Consider the following 19,956-nt stretch of genomic DNA (forward strand, 5'->3'; position numbering starts at 1 on the left):
GCGACAATAATGAAAAATACCGTCTGTACCCCAAAACATAACCCGAACTTCTGGATCTTTGGTCTCTTCTTCTTTTTCTACTTCTTCATCATGGCCACCTGCTTTCCGTTTCTGCCTATCTGGCTGTCGGATGTGATTGGCCTGAACAAAACCGATACCGGCATTGTGTTCTCCTGTATGTCGCTGTTCGCCATTGCGTTTCAGCCGGTGCTGGGCGTGATTTCCGACAAGCTGGGCTTAAAAAAACATCTGCTGTGGATTATCACCACCTTGCTGGTGCTGTTCGCGCCGTTCTTCCTGTGGGTGTTCGGGCCGCTGCTGAAGGTGAATATCTGGCTCGGCGCGCTGATGGGCGGGCTGTATATCGGCTTTTGCTTCTCCTCCGGCGCCGGGGCGATTGAGGCATACATTGAGCGCGTGAGCCGCAGCAGCGGTTTTGAATATGGCAAGGCGCGCATGTTTGGCTGCCTCGGCTGGGGGCTGTGCGCCTCGACGGCGGGGATGCTGTTTAACGTCAACCCGGCCATCGTGTTCTGGATGGGTTCCAGCGCGGCGCTGGTGCTGATGGGGCTGCTGCTGTTCGCGCGCCCTCGCGCGAATCAGACGGCGCAGGTGATGAACGCGCTCGGCGCCAACCAGCCGCAGGTGACGGCGAAAATGGCGCTGGGCCTGTTCCGCCTGCCGAAGTTGTGGATGTTTATTCTCTATGTGGTCGGCGTGGCGTGCGTGTATGACGTGTTTGACCAGCAGTTCGCCACGTTTTTTAAATCGTTCTTCCCGACGCCGCAGGCGGGCACGCAGGCGTTTGGTTTCGCCACCACAGCCGGTGAGTTGTGTAACGCCATCATTATGTTCTGCTCACCGTGGATCATTAACCGCATCGGCGCGAAGAACACGCTGCTGATTGCGGGCACGATTATGGCCACGCGTATTATCGGCTCGGCGTTTGCCACGAACGTTTATGAAATCGTGGCGCTGAAAATGCTGCACGCGCTGGAAGTGCCGTTCCTGCTGGTGGGCGCGTTTAAATACATTACCGGCGTGTTCGATACGCGCCTGTCGGCGACCATTTATCTGATTGGCTTTCAGTTTGCCAAGCAGATGGCGGCGATTTTTCTCTCCGCCTTCGCCGGCACGATGTATGACCGGATAGGGTTTCAGGATACGTATCTGATTCTCGGCAGCTTTGTGCTGGCGATAACGGTGGTCTCGGCGTTTACGCTCACAAACACGCGGCAGGCGGTGGTGTCAGAAGAGACGGTGAAGGCGTAAGGTTGGCGTTTATCATTTATAACCGTAATGACGGCGGGTGCGCTTTGCTTACCCGCCCTACATCACACACGGCATTGCATTAACCGTAGGGCGGGTAAGCGCCAGCGCACCCGCCAGTTCCCAAATTAAATCTCTCGTAGGGCGGGTAAGCGCCAGCGCACCCGCCATTCATACACACCCACGCTCACTCCAGATAAAACACGTTTTTCAACTCCTGGCTCACCGGGCTGTTATCCGGGTTGGAGGGCATAATCTCGCGCATATGCTTCCACCAGCGCTGGCACACCTCGGTTTGCGCCACGGCGTTCCAGCGCGCCTCGCTCTCTATCTCGACCGTCGCGAAGAGCAAATGACGCTGCGCATCAAGCCAGATGGCGTAATGGTGCGCGCCATGCTGTTTCAGCACCGCCTCCAGCTCCGGCCAGATGGGCGAATGGCGGCGCTGATACTCGTCGTGCGCGTCGGGGTTTACCTGCATTACAAACGCTTTGCGGATCATAACGCCTCCAGATAGAGCTCGCGGACCTCGTCGCGCGAGGCGACGCGCGGGTTGCACGGCGCGCAAGGGTCAGCCAGCGCGTTATCAAGCCAGCCTTCGATATCCGCTTTCGTCACACCAAGCTGGCTGAAGCCGGAAGGAATGCCGACACGCGCCGACAGCGCGCGGATCGCGTTGATAGCTTCATGGCTCGCCTGTTCATCGCTCATGTCACGGGTATCGACGCCCATCGCCTGCGCCACGCGCGCAAACCGCTTCACGGCGCGCGGGCGGTTAAAATTTTCAATAACGGGTAGCAAAATCGCGTTGCAGACGCCGTGCGGCAGGTTGTGCGTCGCGCCCGGCTGGTGCGCCAGCGCGTGTACCAGGCCTAAGCCCGCGCTGTTAAACGCCATGCCCGCCAGATACTGACCGCACGCCATCTGCTCGCGCGCCTCCAGATTGTGCCCGTCCTCCACCGCCTTTGGCAGCCACTCGTTAATCAGGCGAATCGCCTCCAGCGCGTTGGCGTCGGTCAGCGGGTGCGCACCCACCGAGACAAACGCCTCGACCGCGTGGGTCAGCGCGTCCATGCCGGTCGCGGCGGTGATGGCGGGCGGAATATCCAGCATCACGCTTGCGTCATCCACGGCGATATCGGGGATCAGATTCGGGTCGATAATCACCTCTTTGACCCGTCGCGCCTCGTTGGTGATCACCGCATTGCTGGTCATTTCCGCCGCCGTTCCGGCCGTGGTGTTAATCGCCACCAGCGGTGCGCCAGGGTTTTTGACATGACCTACGCCCGCGTAATCGATGGATGCGCCTGGATTGGCGGTGAGAATTTTGATGGCTTTAGCGGTGTCGATGGGGCTGCCGCCGCCGAAGGCGATCAGGTAGTCGCATTGCGCATTGCGCCAGATTGCGAAGCCGCGCTGCACCAGCGCTTCGGTGGGGTTCGGAAAAACGTCATCAAACAGCTCGTATGAAAGCTGATGCGTATCCAGTGCGGCAAAGAGGCTATCGAGCAGGCCGAGTTTAACCAGTTGTCCGTCGGTGACGATAAGCGCCTTGCCCCAGGCTTTATTCGCCACCAGTTTCACCATGTCTTCGATAGCGCCTGCGCCATGCAGGCTAATTTTGGGCAGTGCCAACATAAAGCTCATGCAGCTTCTCCTTGCTTTTACGGTAATGGCGGGTGCGCGTTGCTTACCCGCCCTACGGTTGTATTCACGGCGGCGGGTGCGCGTTGCTTACCCGCCCTACGGTTGTATTCACGCTGGCGGGTGCGCGTTGCTTACCCGCCCTACGGGTGTATTCACGCTGGCGGGTGCGCTTTGCTTACCCGCCCTACATTGAGGATGGGTAGGGTGGGTAAGCGCAGCGCACCCACCGTTCAACCGGCTAACGCCCGCCCGCTTAAAGCGCGATGGCACCCGCGTGCGGCGTCACGCCAAAACGCTCGCCGAGCGCAATCAACTCCTCGCGCGTGATGGTCTGCTTCATGCCGCCCATCGACAACACCTTGACCAGGATCTCGGCGGATTTCTCGGCGGTATCGATAAGCCCGAACGCCTCATCAAGCGTCGGCCCGGTGCCGAAAATCCCGTGATGCGGCCACAGCACCAGCGTGTGGGTTTTCATCTGCGCCGATGTGGCGCTGCCGATGCCATCGGTGCCCGGCACCATCCACGGCACAATGCCGATACCGTCCGGGAACACCACCAGGCATTCGGTGCTGCCTTCCCACAACAGGCGCGTAAAGCGCGCTTCATCCAGTTCCAGCACAAAGCTCAGCGCAATCAGATTCGTGGCGTGACAGTGCATAATCACGCGGTCCTTGCCGCCGGAGACCGCTTTGCGTACCGCGTGCGACTGAAAATGCGACGCCAGCTCCGATGTCGGCAGGCCGCCGTTGGTCAGCCCCCAGTGAATGTGATACGCCATACCGTCATCGGTGATTTGCAGCAGCACCAGCGTGTCTGCCGGGTCGAGCTGCACGTTACGGAAAAACTTCCCGGAGCCGGTCACGAGAAACCAGCAGCCCGCGAGTTCCGTGCGCGGCTGGCTCAGCTCCACGCAGCGTGGCGCGGGGTAAAACTCGTCGCGATAAGGCTCCACGTCGGCTGCGTCAAGGCGCAGGCTCACGTTGCCGCCGTTGCGTTCGTCCCAGCCTTTCAGCCACATATCGCTGGTGGCTTTAACCATTCCCTGAACAAACCAGGAAGAGAGAATGCGTTGCATGAATGCTCCTTAGCGCGTGCTTAATACATGTTGTTCATAGTGGCGGACGGCGGAGAGCCACGCGGCATCGGCTGGCGTGTCGTGGCGCTCGCAATACATCTCCCAGACGGCCTGCCACGGCAGCGATTTTTGCTCTTCGAGCAGCGCCAGACGCGCGGTGTAATCGCCTTCGAGCTCCAGCTGACGCAGTTGCGCGGTCGGCTCCAGCAGCGCGCGCAGCAGCGCTTTCTTCATATTGCGGGTGCCAATCACCCACGCCGCGATGCGATTGATGGAGGCGTCGAAGAAATCGAGGCCGATATGCACGCGGTCAAACAGGTCATGGCGAATAATTTCACCGGCGATGGCCTGTGTTTCGTCATCCAGCAGCACGACATGATCGCTGTCCCAGCGCACCGGGCGGCTCACGTGCAGCAGCAGGCGCGGCACGTAGAGTATCGCGGCGGAGATTTTGTCGGAGATCACTTCCGTCGGGTGGAAATGGCCGGCGTCGAGGCACAGCGCGGTCTGGCGGCTTGCGGCATAGCCCAGGTAAAACTCGTTCGAGCCGACGGTGTAGCTCTCCGCACCGATGCCGAACAGCTTGCTCTCTACCGCGTCGATGTGGTGCGCCGGGTTGAGTTTTTCGCGGATAACCTCATCCAGCGCGGCGAGCAGACGGCGTCGCGGCGCCAGGCGGTCCACCGGCGTATCTTTCATGCCGTCCGGGATCCAGATGTTCATCACCGACGGCGTGCCGAGCTGTTCGCCAAACGACGCCGACACGCGGCGGCTCGCCTGGCAGTGCTCAATCCAGAACTGGCGAATTTCCGGGTTGGGGTGCGAGAGCGTAAAGCCGTCGGCGCTCAGCGGGTGAGAGAAGCACGACGGGTTGAAATCCAGCCCCAGCTGGCGCTCGCGCGCCCACGCCACCCAGTTCGCGAAGTGTTCCGGTTTGATCTCATTGCGGGCGACCGGCGTGTCGGATTCCAGATAGATGGCGTGCAGGTTCAGGCGTTTGGGGCCGGGGATCAGGCGCAGCGCCTGGTCAAGATCGGCGCGCAGCTCTTCGGCGTTGCGCGCCTTGCCCGGATAGTTGCCGGTCGCCTGAATGCCGCCGGTGAGCTGCCCCTGCGGGTTTTCAAACCCGGCCACGTCGTCGCCCTGCCAGCAGTGCATGGAAACCGGCAGGCGGTCGAGCTGGTTTAGCGCGGCTTCGGCATCGACGCCAACGGCGGCGAAGCGCTGCTTCGCCAGTTCCCAGGCCTGATGAATGTGAGTGGTCATGCGTAAAGCTCCTTCCTGATTTGACGGGACGGCGATACCCGCGCCGCGTGGCGCGCTATTTCGCTGTCCGTCTGAGGGTGAAATGGGGTCAGCGTCTGGCTGGCTATGACAACGCGGCGAAACGCATCGACATCGGCGATATCATCCAGCGCCATCAACTGGCAGCCGATATTGCCGAGCGTGGAGGCCTCCACCGGGCCTGCCAGCACCGGAATGCCGCAGGCATCGGCGCAGAGTTGATTCAGCAGCGGGTTCTGGCTGCCGCCACCGACGATATGCAGCACCGTGAACGGCCGCCCGCGCAGGGCGGTGAGCTCGTCCAGCACGCGGGCGTAGAGCAGCGCCAGGCTGTCAAAAACACAGCGCGCCAGCTCTGCCGCGCTTTGCGGCGCAGGCTCGCCGCGCTCCAGGCAGGCGGCCTGAATTTCGCGGCTCATGTTTTCCGGGTTGATAAAGCGGTCGTCATTCGGGTTCACCACAAAGCGGCAGGGCGCAAGCGCGCGCGCCTCGTCGATAAGGGCGGGCAGGTCGGTAATCTGCTGCTCCTGGCAGACGCGCTGCAACAGCCACAGCCCCATGATGTTTTTCAGCACCCGGTAGCGCCCTTCGGCACCGCCTTCGTTGGTGATATTGGCTGCGAGCGCGCGGTCATCGGTGTACGGCGTTTTACTCTCAAAGCCCATCAGCGACCAGGTGCCGGAGGAAAGGTACGCCGCGTCCGGCGTCGCCAGCGGCGCGGCGATCACCGCGCTGGCGGTGTCGTGCGTCGCCACAGAAACCACCGGCACTTCCACGCCCTGCGCGCTGCGCCAGTGGCCGATCACGTTGCCCGGATGCGTCGGCGCGCCGAGCCAGTGGCGCGGCACGCCCGCCCAGTCGAGCAGCGTCTCGTCCCAGTTATCGGTGTTGATATTGATAAGCTGCGTGGTGGTGGCGTTGGTGTAATCCCAGTTCAGCGCGCCGGTCAGCCGGTAGCAGAGGTAATCCGGGATGAGCAGCGCATGCGCCACGCGGCCAGCCAGCTCCGGCTGCTGCTCCACCAGCGCCCGAAACTGATACAGCGTGTTAAACGGCAGAAACTGAATGCCGGTGCGGCGGTAAATCGCCTCGCGGCCCATTTGCTGCTCCGCGCGGGCCATAATGCCGTCGGTGCGGCTGTCGCGATACGACACCGGCAGGCCGACGCGCTCGCCGCGCGCATCCAGCAGCACATAATCGACACCCCAGGTGTCGATGCCGATGCTGTCGATAGCGACGCCGCGCGCGCAGGCTTTCTCCAGCCCCGCGCGCACTTCACGCTCCAGCGCATCCACATCCCAGGTGTCGAAGCCGTCCACGCGGCGCAGGCCGTTGGCGAAGCGGTGTATTTCCTCAAGCGTCAGGCGCTGTCCGTGGCTGTCGTAGCGGGCCAGCATCACGCGGCCGCTGGACGCCCCCAGATCGACCGCGACGCTATGGCGAATAGTCATGGTTGGGGTCCTTGTTGGAATCTCTGACGCCAGTCTAGGGAGCGGCGCGGCGGCGCACCTTCACTCCACGGACAGTGCGTTAAACGCGCTGGCAAGGAGGCAAAGATGAACGTGAGGGAGTTCACAAAATGGCGTCTGGCCGCCTGGCTGACCGGGGTGTGAGCCGCGCCGCATTTCCAGAAATTTCACGGTGTTTCTTAAAAAACCGACAGGCTTTGCGCGTTTTGGCGTCGAAAATTTAAGGTGTCAGTGAGAACCGTTATCTACTATCAGGCAGGTTTCACAGAATGCGGGGGCAATGATGACGGTACTACAGAGCGTTGATTTTTTCCCATCCGGCGCGGCGTCGGTGACCATTGAACCGCGTCTTCCGCAGGCGGCTTTTCCTGAGCATCATCATGATTTTTATGAGATTGTCATCGTTGAGCACGGCACCGGTACGCATGTGTTTAATGGTCAGCCGTATACGCTCAGCGGCGGCTCCGTCTGCTTTGTGCGCGACCACGATCGTCATCTCTACGAGCACACCGAAAACCTCTGCCTGACCAATGTGCTGTATCGCTCGCCGCAGGCGTTCAGTTTCCTGTCAGGGCTTGAAAAGCTCCTGCCGCAGGAGCAGGACGGTCACTATCCGTCGCACTGGCGCGTCAGCCAGCAGACGCTGCATCAGGCCCGCCCGCTGGTCGGGCAACTGGAAGCGCTGCGAGAAAGCAGCGACGTCCACGCCATCGCCAGCATGGAGATGCTCTTTATGCAGCTGCTGATTTTGCTGCGTAGCGGCGCGCATGCGCAGGGCGACGGCCGCCCTGATGAACGGCTGAACCAGCTTATCGCCTGGCTTGAGGAACATTACGCGGAAGAGATTTGCTGGGAGCAGCTCGCCGACCATCACCGGCTGTCGCTGCGCACGCTGCACCGCCAGCTTAAGCAGCGCACCGGGCTGACGCCGCAGCGCTACCTTAACCGCCTGCGCCTGATGAAAGCGCGCTATCTGTTGCGCCACAGCGAAGAGAGCGTCACGGATATCGCCTATCAGTGCGGCTTTGGCGACAGCAACCACTTCTCCACGCTCTTCCGGCGCGAGTTTTCGTGGTCGCCGCGTGAGATTCGTCAGGGGCGCGACGGGCAAATCCAGTAACGCGAAGGAAATCACCGTTTTCCGCGGCGAAAAAACGCATACTTTGCAGCCATTTGCCCCGGAGATACGCTGTGGCCTCTCAGTTAGTGCTCAGGAAAGCGGATTTCTTCGCGACACCCACCCAGCCGGTCGTCGTGGCTGACCGCTACCCGCAAAACGTTTTCGCCGAGCATACCCACGAGTTCTGTGAACTGGTGCTGGTGTGGCGCGGCAACGGGCTGCATGTGCTGAACGACAGGCCTTACCGCATTACCTGCGGCGATCTCTTTTATATCCGCGCCGAAGACCGCCACAGCTACCAGTCGGTTAACGATCTGGTGCTGCACAACATCATCTATTGCCCGGAAAGGCTGCAACTGAACGTCAACTGGCGCGATCTGCTTGAAAACCCGCGCGGCGTGAACGGCGACCCGCGCTGGCGGCTCAGCAGCCAGGGCATGGTGCAGGCGCGTCAGGTGATTGACCAGCTTGAGCATGAAAGCCCGAAGCAAGACGCGCTCTCGCACTGCCTGGCCGAAAGCCTCTTTTTACAGCTGGCGATTACGCTTCGCCGTCATCGTTACCAGCCATCGGGCGGTACGGGGCCGGGCGAGGGCGAAACACTCGATCTGCTGATGGCCGCGCTCGGCAACAGCCTCGACGTGCCGTTCGATTTACAGCACTTTTGCAGTCATTATCAGATTGCCGAACGCCCGCTGCGCCAGCTGTTCCGCCAGCAGACGGGCATGACCATCAGCCAGTACCTGCGCCAGTTACGCCTTTGCCAGGCGCAGTATCTGCTGCGCCACTCCTCGTTGCTGATAAGCGAGATCGCCGCGCGCTGCGGCTTTGAAGACAGTAACTATTTCTCGGTGGTGTTTACCCGTGAAACGGGCGTGACGCCACGGGTGTGGCGTCAGCAGTGGGGTGCGATGGCCGGTTAGTTGGTCGCCATGCCCAGCCCGACGATATTCGCCGCCACGATAATCACCACGCAGCCCAGGCTCAGCACGCTGACCGGGCGACGTCCCGCCGCTTTCCACTCGCGCAGCACCAGCCCGACGATGCCGCCGCACAGCACGTAAAAACTCATGTGCAGCATCCAGCTGATGTAGTCATACTGCGCCGGAATACGCGCATGGCCCCAGGCGTAGAAAAAGAACTGCAAATACCACATCAGCCCGCCGAGCGCTGAGAGCAGCACGTTGCTGATAAGCAGCGGTTTCGCCAGCGAGAAATCGGCTTTAATCGACAGGTTTTTCACCTTCGCGAGGCGGATAAAGCAGAAGCCGAGGTTAATCAGCGCGCCGCCGCCCATGATAACGACATAGCTTGGCAGCGCGACGTAGAGCGGATCGACGCCCAGCGCGGCGGCGGCTTCATGCATCGGCTTCGCGGCGTCCATCGCAAACGACATGCCGGCTGAGAACACGCCGCACAGCACCGCCAGAACCAGGCCTTTCTTCAGGTTAAACTCTTCGGCTTTGATGCCCATCTGGCGCTCTTTCAGCTGGCCTGCGCGGGTGACAATCGCGACGCCAACGAGTGCGACGAACACGCCAAGCAGCGTCATCCGCCCGCCGGCGGTGCCGACGAGCACACCGAATTTGCCGTTCATCAGCGGCGTCATCAGCGTACCGACAATCAGCGTAATACCAATCGCGATACCGATGCCCATCGACATACCGAGATAGCGCATGGTCAGGCCGTAGTTAATGTTGCCGATGCCCCACATCGCGCCAAACAGAAACACCGGCAGCAGCGTGGCGGCGCTGAACGAGCGGTAGTAGGCCCAGAAATCGGGCAGCAGCAGCGCGCTGACCACCCAGGGTAAAATCAGCCAGGATACCACGCCGCCCACTGACCACATGGTCTCCCAGGACCAGTGCCGTACCTTCTTAAAGGGCGCATAAAAGCAGGCGGCGCTCGCCGCGCCAATCAAGTGCCACAGTATGCCCATGGTTATTGCGTTACTCATGCTGTCGTCCTCGTTTCCGTCATAGCACCAGACAGGAGCGAAAGCCGCCCCCTAACCGAATCGAGTCTATTGAGGCGCTCACGCTTTCACCTTCGGGGCGCTGCCGCGAAGCGTTAACGGGTGGCAAAAAACAGCGAGTAAGCCGAACGGGGATCACTCTTTACGGTGAATTCAGACGATGCCTAAGCGTTGGAAATATGTGCGAAAAACGGCACAGAGTGTCCATTTTTGGCTAATATTGCGTTAAGTTATAACCATATAAAAACTGCGGCATTGATAAACATTTTCAATATCATTTAATTAACTATAATGAACCCACTGCTTACGCGGCGTTAACACCTATGCCGCCCGACAATAATGGAGATGATGAATATGAGTTACACACTGCCATCCCTGCCGTACGCATACGACGCCCTGGAACCGCATTTCGACAAGCAGACGATGGAAATCCATCACACCAAACACCACCAGACCTACGTCAACAACGCTAACGCGGCGCTGGAAAGCCTGCCGGAGCTGGCGAATCTGCCGGTTGAAGAGCTGATCACCAAACTGGATCAGGTTCCGGCGGACAAGAAAACCGTTCTGCGTAACAACGCGGGCGGCCACGCGAACCACAGCCTGTTCTGGAAAGGCCTGAAAAAAGGCACCACCCTGCAGGGCGACCTGAAAGCGGCTATCGAGCGCGATTTCGGCTCCGTTGAGAAATTCAAAGAAGAGTTCGAGAAAGCAGCAGCGACCCGTTTCGGCTCTGGCTGGGCGTGGCTGGTGCTGAAAGGCGACAAACTGGCTGTCGTTTCCACCGCAAACCAGGATTCCCCGCTGATGGGCGAAGCTATCTCCGGCGCTTCCGGCTACCCGATCCTGGGCCTGGACGTGTGGGAGCACGCGTACTACCTGAAATTCCAGAACCGCCGTCCGGACTACATCAAAGAGTTCTGGAACGTGGTTAACTGGGACGAAGCCGCAGCGCGTTTCGCTTCTCAGAAATAAGGTTGCAACCTGACCTGTAAAAAGCGAGCCTGATGGCTCGCTTTTTTTATATCCGCAAAAGGAGGCGCGTATGTATTTCCCGGTGCAGGTGTATCTCGGCAAAATCCGCGACTATGAAGGCAGCAGGCCCAGCGCCATCGGCAAAGTGCAGGTGGAGGGCGAGTTGTCACTTACCAGCCGCGGGCTGGTTGGCGATCAGCAGGCGGAGAAGAAAATTCACGGCGGGGCGGACCGCGCGCTGTGCCACTACCCACGCGAGCATTACGCCGTCTGGGCGCGTGAATACCCGGAACAGGAGGAGTGGTTCGCGCCGCCCGCGTTTGGCGAGAATCTCTCAACGCTGGGGCTGACAGAAGAAAACGCGTTTATCGGCGATATCTTTCGTTGGGGCGAGGCGCTGATACAGATCACCCAGCCGCGTTCGCCGTGCTTTAAGGTTAATTTTCACTCGGGGATTAGCGAGCTTTCCGGCCGGATGCAGGATACCGCGCGCTGCGGCTGGCTCTACCGGGTGATCGGCGAAGGGAAGGTGTTTAGCGACGCGCCGCTGGAGCTGGTGTCGCGGGTGAGCGCCATTTCCGTGCGCGAGGCCGCCGCGATTGCGTGGCATACGCCATTCGATGACGAGCAGTATCACCGGCTCATGAGCGCAGGCGGGCTTTCCGCCAGTTGGGCGAAAACGCTGCAAAACCGGCGTCTTAGCGGGAAGATCGAGAGTTTTTCGCGCAGGTTGTGGGGTAGAGGGTAGCAGGCGGGTTATCCGAAAATCGTTGGTGGGTGCGCTTTGCTTACCCACCCTACGGGAAATGGAGCGGCGTTTGTTGGTGGGTGCGCTTCGCTTACCCACCCTACGGGAAATGGGGCGGTGTTTGTTGGTGGGTGCGCTTCGCTTACCCACCCTACGGGAAAATGGGGCGGCGTTTTTTGGTGGGTGCGCTTCGCTTACCCACCCTACGGATACCCACTCTATGGAAAAATACGTATATATAAATGGTAGGGCGGGTAAGCGCAGCGCACCCGCCGTCGCCACTTACCCGTCACGACTTTCCCCGCCACCCTCACATCATCAACATTTACGCCGCGTCATCGTGCTCAGGCTTCGCGCTGGCGGCGGGCAGATCCGCTAAAACGGACGTAAATTCCGGCGACGGCACCAGTGATTCTCGGGTGATCTCCTTAATCGACTTCGCGCCGGTCAGCGTCATCGCCACCCGCATTTCTTTCTCAATCAGATTCAGCAGGTTCGCCACGCCTTTCTCGCCGTGGGTCGCGAGCGCGTAAAGGTACGCGCGGCCCAGCAGCACGCTGTCGGCACCGAGCGCAATCATACGCACCACATCCAGCCCGTTGCGGATGCCGCTGTCGGCGAGGATGGTGATGTCGCCCTTCACCGCATCGGCGATGGCGGGCAGCGCGCGGGCGGACGAGAGCACGCCGTCAAGCTGGCGGCCACCGTGGTTGGAGACCACAATCCCGTCGGCACCGAAGCGCACCGCGTCGCGGGCATCTTCCGGGTCAAGGATCCCTTTGATCACCATCGGGCCGTCCCAGAATTCGCGGATCCACTCCAGGTCTTTCCACGAAATAGACGGATCGAAATTGTTCGCCAGCCAGCCGATGTAATCCTCAAGCCCGGTCGGCTTGCCAAGGTACGCGGAAATATTGCCGAGATCGTGCGGGCGGCCATTCAGGCCCACGTCCCACGCCCACTGCGGGTGCGTCACCGCCTGCCAGTAGCGGCGCATGGCGGCATTGGTGCCGCTCATACCGGAATGGGCGTCGCGGTAACGCGCGCCGGGTGTGGGCATATCAACGGTAAACACCAGCGTTGAGCAGCCCGCCGCTTTGGCGCGCTCCAGCGCGTTACGCATAAAACCGCGGTCGCGCAGCACGTAGAGCTGAAACCACATCGGGCGGTTCATCACTGGCGCGACTTCTTCAATGGGGCAGACGGACACCGTCGAGAGCGTAAACGGAATGCCTTTCGCCGAGGCCGCGCGCGCCGCCTGAACTTCGCCGCGACGCGCGTACATGCCGCACAAGCCGACCGGCCCCAGCGCGACGGGCATCGAGAGCGTTTCGTTAAACAGCGTCGTCTCAAGGCTCAAATCCGACATATTTTTCAGCACGCGCTGGCGCAGCGCTACCTGCGAGAGATCTTCTACGTTGCGCTTAAGGGTATATTCCGCGTAGGCCCCGCCGTCGATATAGTGAAACAGAAACGGCGGCAGGATACGCTGCGCCGCTGCGCGATAGTCGCTGGCTGCGGAAATAATCATTCTTTATTCTCCCTGGAAGGTTGCATTACGTCGTCGGGCAGGCGGGTGACACGCGCCTGGCGGGCGACATCTTCATCAAGCTGTTTAATCGTGGAGTGGACAAAGCCGAGGTGGCGCAGCGTCGCGTTGCGCGCCCGTTCGGCATCGCCGGTTTCAATCGCCTCCAGCATCTCGCGGTGCTGGCCGGTGAGCTGCGCGAAAATCGGCTGTTGCAGATACATCCGCTGACGGCTCTCCATCACCGACGACTGCAGCAGATCGAAAAAGCCGCGCATGGTCTGGAGCAGCACCACGTTGTGCGACGCCTCGGCAATCGCCAGGTGAAAGCGCACGTCGGCCTGCGAGGCGAGATCCGGGTCGTCACGCTCGGTAAACTGCAACATCGCGTCGAAGCAGTAGCGCAGCTTTTCTTTATCCTGCGCGGTGGCGCGCAGCGCCGCATACCACGCGGTGCTGGCCTCAATGGCGTGGCGCGCCTCTAAAATGTCGTAGCGATAACCCGGATCGTCCGCCATCAGGTGACGGATGGGCTGGACGATGCGCTGTTCCGACCACGGCTCCAGCTGATAGCGCACAAAGGTGCCGCCGCCGCGACGGCTTATCAGCAGCCCGTCGCGAATCAAAATCTGTAACGCTTCGCGCAGTGAATTACGCGAGACGCCAAGCTCCTGCGCGAGCTGTCGCTCAGAGGGCAGGCGCATTCCGGCTTCCAGCCCGCGCTCGGTGATGAGCGCACGAATGCGCTCCACCAGATGGTCGGCCAGTCGCCGGGTCATCAATGTCATGGGATCATCCAGGTAAAGTAATAAGCCTGAAGCAGCGTGATAAGCCCCACCATGCAGGTGAACGCCAGGCTGTGCTTCACGGTAAAACGGAAAAGATCGGACTCTTTGCCCACCAGCCCCACCGCCGCGCAGGCGATAGCAATGGACTGCGGCGAAATCATCTTGCCGGTCACGCCGCCGGTGGTATTTGCCGCTACCATCAGAATATCTGAGACGCCGGTCTGCTGGGCGGCCGTGGCCTGGAGTGCTGCAAAGAGCGCGTTCGACGACGTATCTGAGCCGGTCAGGAACACGCCAAGCCAGCCGAGGAACGGCGAGAAGAACGGAAACGCGCTGCCGGTGTGCGCGAGCGCGAGCGCCAGCGTCGAGGAGAGCCCGGAGTAGTTAGAGATAAACGCGAACGCCAGCACCATGCCGATGGAGTAAATCGGCAACGCCAGCTCTTTCATGGTCTGGCCGAAGGTTTCTACAGCGGCTTTCGGCTTCATGCGCAGCCAGATAATCGAAATGATAGCCGCCACAAAAATCGCGGTGCCGGTGGCGGAGAGCCAGTCGAATTTATAGACCGCCGCATAAGAGGTGGCCTTTGCGACGACCGGCGGCATGCGGGCCACGAGGCCATCGAGATACGGCACGGAGACGTTAAACACCAGGTCTGAGAGCGGGCCGCCTTTGGCGAACAGCGCTTTAAACGGCGGAATGCTCCAGAGCGTCACCGTGGCGGTCAGGAACAGGAACGGCGTCCAGGCGCGCACCACCTGCCCTGCGGTATAATGCTTGCGCGCCAGCGTCTGATCGACCACCGAGGCGCCCATATCGCCGAAGCGGAAAATACGCACCGGCTGCCAGCGTTTAAGAAACAGCGTCAGGCAGACCAGCGACACCAGCGAGGAGATAATGTCCGGCAGCTCCGGCCCGATAAAGTTCGAGCTTAAATACTGGGCGATAGCGAACGAGCCGCCTGCCACCAGCACCGCGGGCCAGGTCTCTTTAATGCCGCGCCAGCCGTCCATAATCGCCATGATCCAGAACAGCACGATAATGGTCAGGAACGGCAACTGACGGCCGACCATCTGGCCAATCTGGAAGCTGTCGAGGCCGGTCACCTGGCCTGCCACCAGAATCGGGATACCCATCGCGCCAAACGCTACCGGCGCGGTGTTAACAATCAGGCACAGCCCGGCGGCGTACAGCGGGTTAAAGCCAAGCCCCACCAGTAACGCGGCGGTGATCGCCACCGGCGCGCCAAAGCCTGCGGCCCCTTCCAGAAACGCGCCGAAGGAGAAACCGACAATCAGCATTTGCAGACGCTGGTCCGGCGTGATGGAGAGAATCGAGGAACGGATGATGTCGAACTGCCCGGTTTTCACCGAAATTTTATAAACGAACACCGCGGCGATGATAATCCACGCGATAGGCCACAGGCCGTAGAAGAAACCATAAATCACGGACGCGAACGCGCGCTCCGCCGGCATTTTGTAGAAAAAGAGCGCCACCAGCAGCGCGATGGCGACGGTAATGGTCGCCGCCATGTAGCCCTTCAGCTTGAGCTTAATCAGCGCGAAAAAGAAAAACAGGATCGGCAAAGCGGCAATCAGGCTCGAAAGCCAGAGATTCCCTGCCGGGTCGTAATTCTGCTGCCAGAGGTGCATAGCGAATCTCCTGCGGGCCTTCATTCGTGCCGGAAGTCTGTGCTTCTGTTAGCGCGGATTTGTAAAAGTGGCCCAACCAATGTGTTGTTGTAGGGTGAATGACAACAAAAGGTTAACTATTTGTTAGGTGTCGGCAACGCGTTGGTTGCGCTTTTTTGGGGTTTTGTTAGTGGGTGGTAAGTTTGCGAGGGAATTGGTTGGGCCAATGTACGATTTTCAGAGGACGTAAATTTTACCGGAAGGCATCTCGCAAAGGGGCCATTTTGCTGGGTTGCTAACATTCGAAGCGCGTTAAAATCGTTGTGCATTATTTTTTCAGGGCGGTAGTCAGAAGGAGGCGATTGAAAATGGAGCGTTTGACATCTACGCTGAATGTCCGGTTTTTTACCGTACAACATAGCGTCTTATTTGCAGGGGAGCCTGTTATGTCAGCGTCATCGAAAAAAGAGCGCCTTGAGTTTCGCCTCTCAGCCGAGGATAAAGCGGTTATTGAGGCGGCTGCCAGCCTTTCAGGAACCAGCGTTTCGCAATTCATTGTCGATGCCTCCCGCGCTCGTGCCCGAACGCTGCTTGATGAACACCGCCGCATTCAGCTAACCGAGCAGGGCTGGCAGGATGTTATGGCTGCGCTGGATAATCCCCCTGCGCCCAATGAAAATCTTAAACGTGCTGTTGAAAACCTGAACAACGGCGAATTCTGGGAATGAAACTGAAAAAAGGTGTTTTTCCTTTTTCGCCGGAGCAGGGCTGGAAAACCGCCGCGTTCGACTGCGGTTGCCGCGCGCTTAATGATTTCTTACACCAGCGCCTGGCGCGCCAGCAACAGCGCAATGTCCTGCGCGCTTATGTTGTTATCACGAGCGAGCCAGAGCCAGCGGTAGTGGGTTATTACACGCTCTCTGGGGCATCTTTCGAAAAAGTGCTGCTGGGCGACCAGCAACGGCAGATCCCTTATGCGAGCGCCCCATGCGTTTTACTGGGCAGGTTGGCGGTGGATAAGACATTTGCAGGAAGGGGCATCGGATCGATGCTGGTGGCTGATGCAGCAAGGCGAGTTTATCAAGTCGCCCGAACCATAGGTGTCTATGCGATGTTCGTTGAGGCCAAAGATGAATACGCGGCTCAGTTTTATGAGCGCTTAGGCTTTTTGCCAGCGGAAGGCTCCGATGGACGTCAGCGGCTCTTTTTCCCGGTCAATGCCCTCGCCACATTATTCCCGACGGCAGAATAAAACAGCGGGCCGATCTCCTGCCCGCGTTTAAGTATCAAAACTCGCTTTTCGCAAAGCCGGTCATCTCTTTCAGGCCCATTTCACGGCCCAGCGCGGTCATCGGGTGAACGACCACCAGCCCGCGCACGCTTTTCTTCAGCTTGCCCATATCGGCCTGCTCTTTTTTGGTGATAGCGCGTTTAAACGGCATCGCCATCAGCTTCTGCGCTTCTTTGCTGAGCTTGTCCGTACGCACATCTTTCAGGCGCGCGATTTCCGCTTCCAGCGTGGCGATCTCCTGCTCCAGCTCCGCGTATTTATCGGCGGCTTCTGTCAGGGAAACGGCGGCCTGCTGGTGACGCAGGGCATCAAGGCGGTCGCTCAGGCGTTTAATTTCAGCTTTTTCGATCTCTTTCATTCACACAAACCATCAGAAAAGGGGGTATTGCTGCAAAGGATACACTAATTGCGGGGGACGAATGAAAAAAGCGGGAAAAGTCTCCCGCCCGAAGGCGGGAGAAAAGGGAGATACCAATGAGGTTAACGCTTACTCTTTGTCGTGCTCTTCCCAGGCCATGGCGCGTTTAACCGCCTTGCGCCAGCCTTCGTAGCGGTAGTTACGCTCGGTGGTTTCAATACCGGGGCGGAATTCACGCTCAATCACCGCTTTTTCCTGCAGTTCGTCCAGATTCTGCCAGTAGCCGACCGCAAGACCCGCCAGATAGGCTGCGCCCAGCGCGGTGACTTCACGGACTTCCGGGCGCTCCACGCGGGTGCCGAGAATGTCAGACTGGAACTGCATCAGGAAGTTGTTCGCCACCGCGCCGCCATCCACGCGCAGGGCATGCAGACGAATGCCGGAGTCCGCCTGCATCGCTTCCAGCACGTCGCGGGTCTGGTAGGCGATGGATTCCAGCGTGGCTCGAATGATGTGATTCGAGTTCACGCCGCGGGTGAGGCCGAAAATCGCGCCGCGGGCATACGGGTCCCAGTACGGTGCGCCGAGGCCGGTAAACGCCGGTACCACATAGACGCCGTTGGTGTCTTTCACTTTGGTGGCGAAATATTCGGAGTCAAACGCGTCGCTGATGAGCTTCATCTCGTCGCGCAGCCACTGGATTGACGCGCCCGCCATAAACACCGCGCCTTCCAGCGCATAGTTCACTTCACCGCGCGGGCCGCAGGCGATGGTGGTCAGCAGGCCGTGGGTGGACGCCACCGCTTTTTCGCCGGTGTTCATCAGCATAAAGCAGCCGGTGCCGTAGGTGTTTTTCGCCATCCCTTCTTTCACGCAGAGCTGGCCAAACAGCGCAGCCTGCTGGTCGCCCGCGATACCGGCGATAGGAATACGGGTGCCGCCTTTACCGCCAATGTTGGTCTGGCCGTACACTTCAGACGACTTACGCACCTGCGGCAGCATGGCGCGCGGAATATCCAGCGCCTCCAGCATTCTGTCATCCCAGTCAAGCTCATGGATGTTGAACAGCATGGTGCGCGAGGCGTTGGTATAGTCGGTCACATGCACGCGGCCCTGGGTCATTTTCCAGATAAGCCAGGTATCGACGGTGCCGAACAGCAGTTCGCCGCGCTTCGCGCGTTCACGGGCACCGTCGACGTGGTCAAGGATCCACTTCACTTTGGTGCCGGAGAAGTACGGGTCAATGACGAGGCCGGTCGCCTGGCGCACGTAATCTTCCATGCCGTCGCGTTTCAGTTTTTCGCAAATCTCTGAGGTACGGCGGCACTGCCAGACAATAGCGTTATGAATCGGTTTGCCGGTTTCACGCTCCCAGACCACCGCCGTTTCGCGCTGGTTGGTAATGCCGATAGCGGCAATCTGATCGGAACTGATATCTGCTTTCGCGAGGGCTTCTACCAGCGTGGAGCTCTGGGAGGCCCAGATTTCCATCGGGTCGTGTTCTACCCAGCCTGGACGCGGATAGATCTGTTCAAATTCACGCTGGGAGACGCTGACGATGTTGGCGTCATGATCCAGCACGACGGCGCGGGAGCTGGTCGTGCCCTGGTCGAGCGCAACGATATATTTTTTTTCTGTAGTCATCATTTTTATCCCGTAAATCGGTTACAGCGAAGCTTTCTGTTGTGCGCTGCTGGCAGAAGGTTTATCCGCTTCTGGCTCGCAGGTGTCGCACGGTAAATGGCGGCCAATCAGTTTGCGGTAGCCAAACGCGCCAAGCGCCGCGCCGACGACCGGGCCCAGGGCCGGCACCAGGAAGTAAGGAATGTCACGCCCGCCGGTAAAGGCCACGTTACCCCAGCCAGCGAGCCATGCGAACGCCTTCGGTCCTAAATCGCGCGCCGGGTTCATGGCGAAGCCGGTGAGCGGGCCCATTGACGCGCCAATAACCGCAATCAGCAGGCCAATCAGCAGCGGTGCCAGCGGACCACGCGGAATGCCGTTGCCGTCGTCGGTCAGCGCCAGGATAACGCCCATCAGAATGGCGGTAATGATCATTTCAACCGCAAACGCCTGAACCAAGTTGATATGCGGGTTTGGATAAGTCGAGAAAATACCGGCCAGATCGAGACTTTCGACGCTGCCGCGAACCATGTGGTGAGTCTGTTCGTAATCGAGGAAGAGATTGTAGTAAAGCCCGTAAACTAACGCCGCTGCGCAAAAGGCGCCGGCAAACTGAGAAATAATAAAAGGAACCACTTTGCGCCCGTCGAAACAGGCAAACAGCCACAACGCGATGGTTACCGCCGGGTTAAGATGCGCGCCGGAAACGCCTGCGGTCAGGTAGATGGCCATCGCCACGCCCAGACCCCAGATGATGCTGATTTCCCACTGACCGAAACTGGCTCCTGCCACTTTCAGCGCCGCCACGCAGCCCACACCGAAGAAAATCAACAACCCGGTACCGAGGAATTCGGCGATGCACTCGCCTTTTAAGGTTGATGTTTGACTCATAATCGGGTCCTGAAGGCTAATTGATGATTATTGTATGCATGGTGTCGAAGACGACCACGATGTCATGTAGACATGGTGTTAACTTATCGTTAGCGAACAAAAACGAGAAATATCGAAATTAAAATGTGTGTGTCACGTCAAGAAAATGAGCGTTTTCGCGCTCGATAGCGTGTTTTTCGGACAGGATGAAGTGAGAGCTGAATCATTTCATTAACGCATATGTTAACAATTTACCGTAGCGTGTCGTGAATACACTCGGTTTAGACTGAAAAAGCGCGCAA

At 59.4% G+C, this 19,956-nt stretch carries 19 protein-coding genes; 7 read left to right on the forward strand and 12 right to left on the reverse strand.

Going from position 1 to position 19,956, the window contains the following annotated elements; genetic code table 11:
* The first annotated feature begins 9 nt into the window (after positions 1–9).
* Positions 10–1,272, forward strand: a complete 1,263-nt coding sequence (locus G9X48_RS21005; protein ID WP_007899216.1) for an MFS transporter — start codon at positions 10–12, stop codon at positions 1,270–1,272.
* A gap of 184 nt (positions 1,273–1,456) precedes the next feature.
* Here the strand turns inward: G9X48_RS21005 and rhaM are convergent, their stop codons facing one another.
* The 5 genes from rhaM to rhaB form a co-directional block, all read right to left on the reverse strand.
* The gene (rhaM, locus tag G9X48_RS21010) at positions 1,457–1,771 is read right to left on the reverse strand and encodes an L-rhamnose mutarotase (RefSeq protein WP_007871988.1); all 315 of its coding nucleotides are present in this window, start codon (positions 1,769–1,771) and stop codon (positions 1,457–1,459) included.
* A complete protein-coding gene (gene fucO / locus G9X48_RS21015) occupies positions 1,768–2,916 on the reverse strand; it encodes a lactaldehyde reductase (RefSeq protein ID WP_004385152.1) in 1,149 nt (382 codons plus the stop codon). Before fucO ends, rhaM begins: the two co-directional genes overlap by 4 nt.
* A gap of 253 nt (positions 2,917–3,169) precedes the next feature.
* Complete coding sequence (gene rhaD / locus G9X48_RS21020) at positions 3,170–3,994, reverse strand: rhamnulose-1-phosphate aldolase (protein ID WP_085661116.1); 825 nt, start codon at positions 3,992–3,994, stop codon at positions 3,170–3,172.
* A 9-nt stretch (positions 3,995–4,003) separates the two neighbouring features.
* Positions 4,004–5,260, reverse strand: a complete 1,257-nt coding sequence (locus tag G9X48_RS21025; protein WP_085045993.1) for an L-rhamnose isomerase — start codon at positions 5,258–5,260, stop codon at positions 4,004–4,006.
* Positions 5,257–6,729, reverse strand: coding sequence for a rhamnulokinase (gene rhaB / locus G9X48_RS21030; protein ID WP_097641702.1), 1,473 nt, complete (start codon positions 6,727–6,729; stop codon positions 5,257–5,259). Before rhaB ends, G9X48_RS21025 begins: the two co-directional genes overlap by 4 nt.
* Before the next feature lie 301 nt (positions 6,730–7,030).
* On the opposite strand from rhaB, the gene rhaS reads away from it, so the two are divergent.
* Positions 7,031–7,867 (forward strand): HTH-type transcriptional activator RhaS, encoded by an 837-nt coding sequence (gene rhaS, locus G9X48_RS21035; protein WP_015387090.1) that lies wholly within the window; start codon positions 7,031–7,033, stop codon positions 7,865–7,867.
* Positions 7,868–7,938: 71 nt separating this feature from the next.
* A complete protein-coding gene (gene rhaR, locus G9X48_RS21040) occupies positions 7,939–8,790 on the forward strand; it encodes an HTH-type transcriptional activator RhaR (RefSeq protein ID WP_097566275.1) in 852 nt (283 codons plus the stop codon).
* On the opposite strand, the gene rhaT is transcribed toward rhaR, so the two are convergent.
* Positions 8,787–9,824 carry an L-rhamnose/proton symporter RhaT gene (rhaT, locus tag G9X48_RS21045; RefSeq protein ID WP_105629590.1) on the reverse strand — a complete coding sequence of 346 codons (1,038 nt, stop codon included), beginning with the start codon at positions 9,822–9,824 and terminating at the stop codon, positions 8,787–8,789. The two genes, rhaR and rhaT, sit on opposite strands and share 4 nt — an antisense overlap.
* 372 nt (positions 9,825–10,196) lie before the next feature.
* On the opposite strand from rhaT, the gene sodA reads away from it, so the two are divergent.
* Positions 10,197–10,817, forward strand: a complete 621-nt coding sequence (gene sodA, locus G9X48_RS21050; protein ID WP_015387089.1) for a superoxide dismutase [Mn] — start codon at positions 10,197–10,199, stop codon at positions 10,815–10,817.
* 70 nt (positions 10,818–10,887) lie between these two features.
* Positions 10,888–11,565, forward strand: coding sequence for a 6-hydroxyaminopurine reductase (gene yiiM, locus G9X48_RS21055; protein ID WP_097641704.1), 678 nt, complete (start codon positions 10,888–10,890; stop codon positions 11,563–11,565).
* A gap of 325 nt (positions 11,566–11,890) precedes the next feature.
* On the opposite strand, the gene lldD is transcribed toward yiiM, so the two are convergent.
* Genes lldD through lldP form a run of 3 tightly spaced genes read right to left on the reverse strand, consistent with a single transcriptional unit; the run spans position 11,891 to position 15,533 of the window.
* Entirely contained in the window at positions 11,891–13,096 is a 1,206-nt protein-coding gene (gene lldD, locus G9X48_RS21060) for an FMN-dependent L-lactate dehydrogenase LldD (protein ID WP_085045997.1), read from the reverse strand.
* Positions 13,093–13,881: a transcriptional regulator LldR gene (gene lldR / locus G9X48_RS21065; protein WP_004385742.1), complete on the reverse strand. Its 789-nt coding sequence runs from the start codon at positions 13,879–13,881 to the stop codon at positions 13,093–13,095. Before lldR ends, lldD begins: the two co-directional genes overlap by 4 nt.
* A complete protein-coding gene (gene lldP, locus G9X48_RS21070) occupies positions 13,878–15,533 on the reverse strand; it encodes an L-lactate permease (protein ID WP_015387088.1) in 1,656 nt (551 codons plus the stop codon). The genes lldR and lldP overlap by 4 nt, the downstream gene beginning before the upstream one ends.
* A gap of 347 nt (positions 15,534–15,880) precedes the next feature.
* Between lldP and G9X48_RS21075 the strand changes: the two genes are divergently transcribed.
* Together G9X48_RS21075 and G9X48_RS21080 are read left to right on the forward strand one after the other, a co-directional pair.
* Complete coding sequence (locus G9X48_RS21075; protein ID WP_225805835.1) at positions 15,881–16,240, forward strand: DUF1778 domain-containing protein; 360 nt, start codon at positions 15,881–15,883, stop codon at positions 16,238–16,240.
* Positions 16,237–16,764 (forward strand): GNAT family N-acetyltransferase, encoded by a 528-nt coding sequence (locus tag G9X48_RS21080; RefSeq protein WP_097641705.1) that lies wholly within the window; start codon positions 16,237–16,239, stop codon positions 16,762–16,764. The genes G9X48_RS21075 and G9X48_RS21080 overlap by 4 nt, the downstream gene beginning before the upstream one ends.
* A gap of 34 nt (positions 16,765–16,798) precedes the next feature.
* Here the strand turns inward: G9X48_RS21080 and G9X48_RS21085 are convergent, their stop codons facing one another.
* The 3 genes from G9X48_RS21085 to G9X48_RS21095 all read right to left on the reverse strand — a co-directional run bounded on the left by G9X48_RS21085 (position 16,799) and on the right by G9X48_RS21095 (position 19,675).
* Positions 16,799–17,161: a YibL family ribosome-associated protein gene (locus G9X48_RS21085; protein ID WP_004385739.1), complete on the reverse strand. Its 363-nt coding sequence runs from the start codon at positions 17,159–17,161 to the stop codon at positions 16,799–16,801.
* 129 nt (positions 17,162–17,290) lie between these two features.
* Entirely contained in the window at positions 17,291–18,808 is a 1,518-nt protein-coding gene (glpK, locus tag G9X48_RS21090; protein ID WP_007798050.1) for a glycerol kinase GlpK, read from the reverse strand.
* Positions 18,809–18,826: 18 nt separating this feature from the next.
* Positions 18,827–19,675 carry an MIP/aquaporin family protein gene (locus G9X48_RS21095; RefSeq protein WP_004385737.1) on the reverse strand — a complete coding sequence of 283 codons (849 nt, stop codon included), beginning with the start codon at positions 19,673–19,675 and terminating at the stop codon, positions 18,827–18,829.
* Positions 19,676–19,956: the final 281 nt, after the last annotated feature.

Source organism: Cronobacter sp. HA18006 (assembly GCF_011605445.1).
In the GTDB taxonomy this organism is placed as follows: Bacteria; Pseudomonadota; Gammaproteobacteria; order Enterobacterales; family Enterobacteriaceae; genus Cronobacter; species Cronobacter sakazakii.

What these genes read in the sequence shown, in the direction of transcription:
- G9X48_RS21005 (WP_007899216.1), top strand. Translation starts at nt 10, where the DNA reads ATGAAAAATACCGTCTGTACCCCAAAACATAACCCGAACTTCTGGATC.
- lldR (WP_004385742.1), bottom strand. Translation starts at nt 13,881, where the DNA reads ATGACATTGATGACCCGGCGACTGGCCGACCATCTGGTGGAGCGCATT.
- sodA (WP_015387089.1), top strand. Translation starts at nt 10,197, where the DNA reads ATGAGTTACACACTGCCATCCCTGCCGTACGCATACGACGCCCTGGAA.
- G9X48_RS21080 (WP_097641705.1), top strand. Translation starts at nt 16,237, where the DNA reads ATGAAACTGAAAAAAGGTGTTTTTCCTTTTTCGCCGGAGCAGGGCTGG.
- glpK (WP_007798050.1), bottom strand. Translation starts at nt 18,808, where the DNA reads ATGATGACTACAGAAAAAAAATATATCGTTGCGCTCGACCAGGGCACG.
- G9X48_RS21095 (WP_004385737.1), bottom strand. Translation starts at nt 19,675, where the DNA reads ATGAGTCAAACATCAACCTTAAAAGGCGAGTGCATCGCCGAATTCCTC.
- rhaD (WP_085661116.1), bottom strand. Translation starts at nt 3,994, where the DNA reads ATGCAACGCATTCTCTCTTCCTGGTTTGTTCAGGGAATGGTTAAAGCC.
- lldD (WP_085045997.1), bottom strand. Translation starts at nt 13,096, where the DNA reads ATGATTATTTCCGCAGCCAGCGACTATCGCGCAGCGGCGCAGCGTATC.
- G9X48_RS21085 (WP_004385739.1), bottom strand. Translation starts at nt 17,161, where the DNA reads ATGAAAGAGATCGAAAAAGCTGAAATTAAACGCCTGAGCGACCGCCTT.
- rhaT (WP_105629590.1), bottom strand. Translation starts at nt 9,824, where the DNA reads ATGAGTAACGCAATAACCATGGGCATACTGTGGCACTTGATTGGCGCG.
- G9X48_RS21075 (WP_225805835.1), top strand. Translation starts at nt 15,881, where the DNA reads ATGGAGCGTTTGACATCTACGCTGAATGTCCGGTTTTTTACCGTACAA.
- yiiM (WP_097641704.1), top strand. Translation starts at nt 10,888, where the DNA reads ATGTATTTCCCGGTGCAGGTGTATCTCGGCAAAATCCGCGACTATGAA.
- rhaS (WP_015387090.1), top strand. Translation starts at nt 7,031, where the DNA reads ATGACGGTACTACAGAGCGTTGATTTTTTCCCATCCGGCGCGGCGTCG.
- lldP (WP_015387088.1), bottom strand. Translation starts at nt 15,533, where the DNA reads ATGCACCTCTGGCAGCAGAATTACGACCCGGCAGGGAATCTCTGGCTT.
- rhaB (WP_097641702.1), bottom strand. Translation starts at nt 6,729, where the DNA reads ATGACTATTCGCCATAGCGTCGCGGTCGATCTGGGGGCGTCCAGCGGC.
- rhaM (WP_007871988.1), bottom strand. Translation starts at nt 1,771, where the DNA reads ATGATCCGCAAAGCGTTTGTAATGCAGGTAAACCCCGACGCGCACGAC.
- G9X48_RS21025 (WP_085045993.1), bottom strand. Translation starts at nt 5,260, where the DNA reads ATGACCACTCACATTCATCAGGCCTGGGAACTGGCGAAGCAGCGCTTC.
- fucO (WP_004385152.1), bottom strand. Translation starts at nt 2,916, where the DNA reads ATGAGCTTTATGTTGGCACTGCCCAAAATTAGCCTGCATGGCGCAGGC.